The organism is Streptomyces sporangiiformans (assembly GCF_005768555.2).
Lineage (GTDB): Bacteria > Actinomycetota > Actinomycetes > Streptomycetales > Streptomycetaceae > Streptomyces > Streptomyces sporangiiformans.
In genome coordinates this window covers 1-970 of sequence record NZ_VCHX02000215.1, presented here as the reverse complement: position 1 = coordinate 970, position 970 = coordinate 1, and the positions used below count along the sequence as shown (strand labels likewise).

1 pseudogene is annotated in these 970 nt (G+C 74.7%); it reads left to right on the top strand.

Annotated elements, in window-relative coordinates:
- Window positions 1-970: pseudogene (locus FGD71_RS47660) on the top strand (polyketide synthase); the annotation flags it as partial.

The window sequence follows — 970 nt, the reverse complement described above, 5'->3', positions numbered from 1 at the left end:
CCCTGCGCAAGGACCGACCCGAACCGCAGGCCCTGGTCACCGCCCTGGGCCGCCTGCACATCGCGGGCGTCACCCCGGACTGGCAGGCGTTCTTCGCCGGCACCGGCGCCCGCCGCATCCCCCTCCCCACGTACCCCTTCCAGCGCCAGCACTACTGGCCGCAAACCTCCGCCGAACAGGCTCCCCCCGTGATCCGGGACGACATCGAGGCGGCGTTCTGGGAAGCGGTGGAGCGCGAGGACCTGGCCTCGCTCACCGGGACCCTGCAGGTGGACGGGGAGCAGCCGCTGAGCGCCGTACTGCCCGCCCTGTCGAACTGGCGCAAGGAGCGTCGGGAGCAGCTTGCCCTGGACGACCTGCGCTACCGGATCGGCTGGGCCCCGCTCACCGGACTCTCGGCGGCCGGGCTCTCCGGTACCTGGCTCGTCGTGACGCCCGAGGAGCACGCGGACGGAGACGAGGTGGCCCGGGTCGAGGAGGCCCTGCGTGCCCACGGTGCCGATGTCGTGGTACTCGCCCTGGGCGGTGGTGACTTGGGGCGTGACGTGGTCGCCAAGCGGATCCGCGAGGCCGTCGCGCGCGTTCCCGTCACGGGAGTGGTGTCGCTGCTCGCTCTCGCAGGGCACACCGGCTCCGGAATGCCGCCCGGCGTCCTCGGCACGCTGCTCCTCGCCCAGGCCCTGGGCGACGCCGAGGTGCACGCCCCGCTGTGGCTCGTCACGGCCGGCGCGGTGGCGGTTGACGCGGGCGACCACTCCCTGCGCCCCGAACAGGCGGAGGCCGCCGGCCTCGGCCGGGTGATCGGCCTGGAGTACCCGGACCGTTGGGGTGGTCTGGTCGACCTGCCGCAGGTGTGGGACGAGGCCACCGGTGCGCGGCTGGCCGGCGTGCTGGCGGGGGTCGAGGGCGAGGTGGCGGTCCGCGCGGCGGGTGTGTTCGGGCGGCGTCTGGTGCGGGCTGCGGGTGTGGG